The sequence below is a fragment of the Pseudomonas sp. D47 genome, assembly GCF_045447305.1.
In the GTDB taxonomy this organism is placed as follows: Bacteria; Pseudomonadota; Gammaproteobacteria; order Pseudomonadales; family Pseudomonadaceae; genus Aquipseudomonas.
The window spans coordinates 108785-115118 of record NZ_JBJGXU010000017.1 but is presented as its reverse complement, the minus strand read 5'-3'; the positions used below and the strand labels follow the sequence as shown (position 1 = coordinate 115118).

At 60.9% G+C, this 6334-nt stretch carries 6 protein-coding genes; 4 read left to right on the top strand and 2 right to left on the bottom strand.

Annotation, left to right across the window (positions count from 1 at the left end; translation table 11 throughout):
* Positions 1–125 precede the first annotated feature (125 nt).
* Genes ACI77I_RS14205 through ACI77I_RS14190 form a run of 4 tightly spaced genes read left to right on the top strand, consistent with a single transcriptional unit; the run spans position 126 to position 4791 of the window.
* Complete coding sequence (locus tag ACI77I_RS14205) at positions 126–599, top strand: MarR family winged helix-turn-helix transcriptional regulator (protein WP_094952918.1); 474 nt, start codon at positions 126–128, stop codon at positions 597–599.
* The gene (locus ACI77I_RS14200; protein ID WP_406997806.1) at positions 596–2047 is read left to right on the top strand and encodes an efflux transporter outer membrane subunit; all 1452 of its coding nucleotides are present in this window, start codon (positions 596–598) and stop codon (positions 2045–2047) included. Before ACI77I_RS14205 ends, ACI77I_RS14200 begins: the two co-directional genes overlap by 4 nt.
* Before the next feature lie 15 nt (positions 2048–2062).
* Positions 2063–3262, top strand: a complete 1200-nt coding sequence (locus tag ACI77I_RS14195; protein ID WP_406997805.1) for an efflux RND transporter periplasmic adaptor subunit — start codon at positions 2063–2065, stop codon at positions 3260–3262.
* Complete coding sequence (locus ACI77I_RS14190) at positions 3262–4791, top strand: DHA2 family efflux MFS transporter permease subunit (RefSeq protein ID WP_242150690.1); 1530 nt, start codon at positions 3262–3264, stop codon at positions 4789–4791. Before ACI77I_RS14195 ends, ACI77I_RS14190 begins: the two co-directional genes overlap by 1 nt.
* A 149-nt stretch (positions 4792–4940) precedes the next feature.
* On the opposite strand, the gene lpxH is transcribed toward ACI77I_RS14190, so the two are convergent.
* Together lpxH and ACI77I_RS14180 are read right to left on the bottom strand one after the other, a co-directional pair.
* The gene (gene lpxH, locus ACI77I_RS14185) at positions 4941–5690 is read right to left on the bottom strand and encodes a UDP-2,3-diacylglucosamine diphosphatase (protein WP_094952914.1); all 750 of its coding nucleotides are present in this window, start codon (positions 5688–5690) and stop codon (positions 4941–4943) included.
* Positions 5687–6190 (bottom strand): peptidylprolyl isomerase, encoded by a 504-nt coding sequence (locus tag ACI77I_RS14180; protein ID WP_016977438.1) that lies wholly within the window; start codon positions 6188–6190, stop codon positions 5687–5689. Before ACI77I_RS14180 ends, lpxH begins: the two co-directional genes overlap by 4 nt.
* Between the last annotated feature and the right edge of the window lie 144 nt (positions 6191–6334).

Genomic DNA, 6334 nt, shown 5'->3' with positions numbered 1-6334 from the left:
TTTGGACTACAGCCCACCTGCCGCCAAATTAGCAAGCAAGCTAATAATTCCATTTGACATTCGCTGCCTAAGCAGTAACATCTTGTCACACATTCACTGCCTAGGCAGTAATAAGGTGACTTTCGATGACCCACTTCACCCCTGACAGCTTTCGCAACTGCCATCTCGGCCTGTTGCTGGGCCGGGCGGCGCTGCTCAAAGACCGCATTATCGACACCCACATGGAACCCCACGGCGTCACCGCCGCACAGTTCAAGGTGTTGATCATCATTGCCCAGTTTGACGTCGACACCCCGGCCGAGCTGTGCCGCAACCTGTCGCTGGACAGCGGTTCCATGACCCGCATGCTCGACCGCCTGGAGCAAAAGGGCCTGCTGGCGCGCAGGCGTTCCGAGCAAGACCGGCGTCAGGTGCAGTTGGTACTCACCGAAGACGGCCAACGCTTGGCGGACATGCTGCCGCACATCGGCGCGCAGTCGATGAACGAACTGGCCGGCGCCCTAGAGCCCGGCGAGTTGCAAACCCTGGAAAAAATCCTCACGAAAATTCTGGTAGCTGCCGGTGACGCCATCGTCATCCAGCGGGTAGGTAATCAATGAACACACGCGCAGTTAGCCTGGTGCTGATGGCGATGAGCATGGCCGGTTGTGCCAACTTCAGCGGCCTCGACACCCAAGGCCAACGCCTCGACGCTAACACGCTGCAAACCGGCAAATCCTTGAGCGGCGTGACCTTGTCCAGCGCCGCCTGGCCCACTGCTGATTGGTGGAAAAGCCTCGGTGACCCACAGCTCGACGGCCTGATCCACGAAGCCCTGCAAAACAGCCCGGACATGCAAGTCGCCAGCGCCCGTGCCCATCAGGCGCAAGCGGCGGCCTATGCTGCCGATGCCGCACGCATGCCGACCCTGGATGCCAGCGCCGGCGTGAGCCGTTCGCGCCTGGCCAAAGACCAGGACCCGCTGGGGCAGGGCGATGCCTACGCCACCGTGCGTAACATCGGCGCCAGCTTCAACTACAACTTTGACCTCTGGGGTGGCCAGCGCGCCGCCTGGGAAGCGGCCTTGGGCCAGGCGCGTGCCGCCGAAGTCGATCAGCAAGCCGCGCGCCTGACTCTGGCCGCCAACGTGGCCAAGGCCTACAGCGACTTGGGTCAGGCGCACATCGTGCGGGACCTGGCCACCGACGACCTCAAGCGAACCCGCCAGATGCTCGAGTTGAGTAAGCGCCGCCTGAGTTCCGGCATCGACAGCCAGTACCAGTACCAGCAGACCGAAAGCCTGGAAGCCAGCTCCCAGTCGCAATTGATCGATGCGGAAAAACAACTGCAAAGCGCCAAGATCGCCCTCGCCGTGTTGCTCGGCAAAGGCCCCGACCGTGGCAACGAGCTCAGCCGCCCGAATGTGTTGAAGCCCAGCGCCGTCGCCGTGCCTTCGGTGCTGCCGGCCGAGCTGTTGGGCCGTCGCCCGGACTTGATCGCCGCACGCTGGCGGGTGGAGGCGGCGAGCAAGAACGTCGCCGCGAGCAAAACCCGTTTTTACCCCAACCTCAACCTGAGCGCGAGCGCCGGGGCCGAGTCGTTGCTGGGCGATGCAATGTTTGGTTCGGCCAGCCGGTTCTTCAGCATTGCGCCGACCATTTCGTTGCCGATCTTCGATGGCGGCCGCCTGCGCGCCGACCTCGATGCGCGCGACGCTGATTACGACCTGGCCGTGGCCCAGTACAACAAAACCCTGGTGCAAGCCTTGGGCGATATCGGCAACACCCTCTCGCAATTGCGTGATACCGGTCGGCAGATCCAGGCCCAGCAACACGCTGCGGACATTGCCCAGCAGTCCTACGACACCGGGGTTCAGCGCTATAGCTCAGGGATCGGGAATTACCTGGATGTACTCAGTATCGAGCAGCAATTGCTGCAGGCCCAGCGTCAGTTGGCGACCCTGAATGCTGCGCAGATCGACCTGTCGATTCAATTGATGCAAGCCCTGGGTGGCGGGTTCAACGCCGATAACGTGGCCGTAACCACCCCCGCTACACGCACGGAATAATTTGAGGTATTTGTGATGGCCACTGCCGAAAACACTAACGCAACAGAGCAACCCAAAGACAACAACCCGCGCAAACGCAAAATCATGCTGCTCAGCCTGGCGCTGATCGTCATTCTCGGCGTCATCGGCGTGTGGGCCTGGTATGAGCTTTACGGGCGTTTCAACGAAAGCACCGACGATGCCTATGTGAACGGCAACGTGGTGGAAATCACCCCGCTGGTCACCGGCACCGTGGTCAGCATCGGCGCCGACGATGGCGATTTGGTCCACGAAGGCCAGGTGCTGATCAACTTCGACCCGAATGATGCCGCGGTCGGCCTGCAAAGTGCCCAGGCCAACCTGGCGCGCACTGTGCGCCAAGTGCGGGGCTTGTACAGCAACGTGGATGGCATGAAAGCCCAAGTGCTGGCCCAGCAGGCCAACGTGCAAAAGGCCCAGGACAACTACAACCGTCGTAAGAACCTCGCCGCCGGCGGCGCGATTTCCCAGGAAGAACTGTCCCATGCCCGTGACGACCTGACCTCGGCACAAAACGCCCTGGCCAACGTACAGCAGCAATTGAAGACCTCCAGCGCGCTGGTGGACGACACGGTGATTTCGTCGCACCCGGACGTGCAGGCCGCCGCCGCGCAACTGCGCCAGGCTTACCTGGCCAACGCGCGCAGTACCTTGATCGCACCGGTCACCGGTTACGTGGCCAAGCGCACCGTGCAACTGGGCCAACGCGTGCAGCCGGGCACCGCGTTGATGGCGGTGATCCCGCTGGACCAGCTGTGGATCGATGCCAACTTCAAGGAAACCCAGCTGCGCGATATGCGTATTGGTCAGCCGGTGGACATCGAGTCGGACATCTACGGCAGTGACGTGAAGTTCAGCGGCACCGTGGACAGCCTGGGCGCCGGTACCGGCAGCGCGTTTGCCCTGCTGCCGGCGCAGAACGCCACCGGTAACTGGATCAAGATCGTGCAACGGGTGCCTGTGCGTATCCACATCAACGCCGAAGAACTGGCCAAGCACCCGCTGCGCGTAGGCTTGAGCACCCTGGTCAATGTGGACCTGCACGATAAGAGCGGCCCAGTGCTGGCGCAACAGGCGCCGCAAAAGGCCTCGTTCACCACCAACGTGTATGACCGCCAATTGGCCGAAGCCGATGCCATGATCACCCAGTTGATCCATGACAACAGCCTCGCCGCGCCTAAGGCTGTGCAACGCTGATGAGCAATAACGCCTCGTTCACGCCACCCAGCCTCTTGATGGCCACTATTGGCCTGTCGCTGGCGACCTTTATGCAGGTGCTCGACACCACCATCGCCAACGTGGCGTTGCCGACCATTTCCGGCAACCTCGGCGTGAGTTCGGAGCAGGGCACCTGGGTGATCACCTCGTTTGCGGTGAGCAACGCCATCGCCTTGCCACTCACCGGCTGGTTGAGCCGGCGCTTTGGTGAGGTGAAGCTGTTTTTGTGGGCGACCATCCTGTTTGTGCTGGCATCGTTCCTCTGCGGTATTTCCACCTCGATGCCCGAGCTGATCGGCTTTCGGGTACTGCAAGGTTTGGTCGCCGGGCCGTTGTACCCGATGACCCAGACGTTGCTGATCGCGGTCTACCCGCCTGCGAGGCGCGGCATGGCCCTGGCGTTACTGGCGATGGTCACGGTGGTGGCGCCGATTGCCGGCCCGATCCTCGGCGGCTGGATCACCGACAGCTACAGCTGGCCGTGGATCTTCTTTATCAACGTGCCCATCGGCATCTTTGCGGTGATGGTGGTGCGTTCGCAGCTGAAGAAACGCCCGGTGGTCACCAGCTACCAGCCGATGGATTACGTCGGCCTGCTGAGCTTGATCGTCGGTGTCGGCGCCTTGCAGATCATCCTCGACAAGGGCAACGACCTGGACTGGTTCGAATCCAACTTCATCATCATTGGTGCAGTGATTTCGGCGATAGCCCTGGCGGTGTTCGTCATTTGGGAAATGACCGATAAGCACCCGGTGGTCAACTTGCGGTTGTTTGCCTACCGCAACTTTCGCATCGGCACCATCGTGTTGGTGCTGGGTTATGCGGGGTTCTTCGGCATCAACCTGATCCTGCCGCAATGGCTGCAAACCCAGATGGGCTACACCGCCACCTGGGCCGGCCTGGCGGTGGCGCCGATTGGCATTCTGCCGGTGCTGATGTCGCCGTTTGTCGGCAAGTACGCGCACAAGTTCGACCTGCGCTTGCTGGCGGGCCTGGCGTTCCTGGCGATTGGCTTGAGCTGTTTCATGCGCGCCGGTTTCACCAACGAGGTGGACTTCACCCACATCGCCTTGGTGCAGTTGTTCATGGGGATTGGCGTGGCGCTGTTCTTCATGCCGACCTTGAGCATCTTGATGTCCGACTTGCCGCCGGCCCAAATTGCCGATGGCGCGGGTCTTGCGACCTTCCTGCGGACCTTGGGCGGTAGTTTTGCGGCGTCGTTGACCACCTGGATCTGGATTCGCCGCGCGGACCAGCACCATGCGTACATGAGCGAGAACATGACCACCTACGACTCGGCGACCCGCGATGCTTTGCAGGCGCTCGGTGGGGCAGGGCACAAGGCCTATGCGCAGCTGGACCAGATCCTCACCAGCCAGGCGTACATGATGTCCACCGTGGATTACTTCACGTTGCTGGGGTGGATGTTCATGGGCTTGATCGTGATTGTGTGGCTGGCCAAGCCGCCGTTTGCGGCGAAGGCGGGGCCGGAGGCGTCCGGGCACTGATCTGCAAAGTGTGAAATGCAATCAAGTGTGTGAGCTGGCTTGCCTGCGATGCAGGCACCTTGGTACATCAGATACACCGAGGCGATGCTATCGCAGGCAAGCCAGCTCCCACAAAAGCCTGCTTGCACATTTGATGTGTGTTGTGGGATTCAGGCCCCGGGCAACGCCAGCTGCGGGTTGACGAAGTCAAACGCCGCCAACTGAAACCCTTGCTCATCCACCTGCAACGCCCAGCCCTGCTTGTCCCAATCCCCCAGCACAATACGCTTGGCCGCCTGGTCACCAATCTGCAACTTATGAATGGCGGGGCGGTGCGTGTGGCCGTGGACCAGGGTGCGTACGCCAAATTGCTGCATCACCCGCGGCACTTCCTCGGGTGTCACATCCACAATGTCGTTGGCCTTCATGCGTACCTGGGCGCTGCTCTCGCTGCGCAGCTTGCGCGCCAGCGCGTGCCGGGTGCGCAAGGGCAGGTGCCGCAGGATAAACAGCACTATCGGGTTACGCAGGACCCGCCGCAGCTTCATATAGCCGACGTCGCGGGTGCAGAGGCTGTCGCCGTGCATCAACAGCACAGGCTCGCCTGCGAGCTGCACGACACTCGGGTCCTTGAGCAAGGTGGCGCCTGCGGCTTTGCAGAACGCCTTGCCGATCAGGAAGTCGCGGTTGCCGTGCATGATGAAAATGGGGGTGCCGCTGTCGCTCAGCTCGCGCAGCGCCGCGCAAATCGAACGCTGGAACGGTGTCATCCCATCGTCGCCAATCCAGGCTTCAAAAAAGTCCCCCAGAATGTACAACGCCTGGGCGCCACGGGCGCGGCCGTGGAGCAAATCCAGAAACGCCCGGGTTATATCCGGGCGCCCCTCTTCCAGATGCAAATCTGAAATCAGCAATATCACCCAACGATCTCGGCTTTCTCGACGATAACGTCTTCTACCGGAACATCCTGGTGACCGGCTTTACCGGTGGTCTGCACGCCTTTGATCTTGTCAACGACGTCCTGGCCTTCGGTGACTTTACCGAACACGGCGTAGCCCCAACCCTGCACGTTCTTGCCGCTGTGGTTCAGGAAGGCGTTGTCGGCCACGTTGATGAAGAACTGTGCGGAGGCCGAATGCGGCTCCATGGTACGGGCCATGGCGACAGTGTATTTGTCGTTGGAAAGGCCGTTGTCCGCTTCGTTCTGGATGCTTGGACGCTTGTCTTTCTTTTCTTTCATGCCAGGCTCGAAACCGCCGCCCTGGACCATGAAGTTGCCGATGACACGGTGGAAAACGGTGTTTTCGTAGTGGCCAGCATTCACGTATTCGATGAAGTTGGCGACGGTGATCGGCGCTTTCTCGGCGTTCAGCTCGATGACGATGTCACCGTGGTTGGTGGTCAGTTTGACTTGAGTCATGTTCACTACTCTTTTCAGGGAATTCGTGGGTTTGGACGCCTGGGCGCCGCTACCGGTTTGGCTGAATGTGTGCCAAGGCGCGCAGTTTAGCGTGACCAGCAGGAATTTCGAGGTGGTTTTTTACCGCTCCTGTCATTAAAGCAG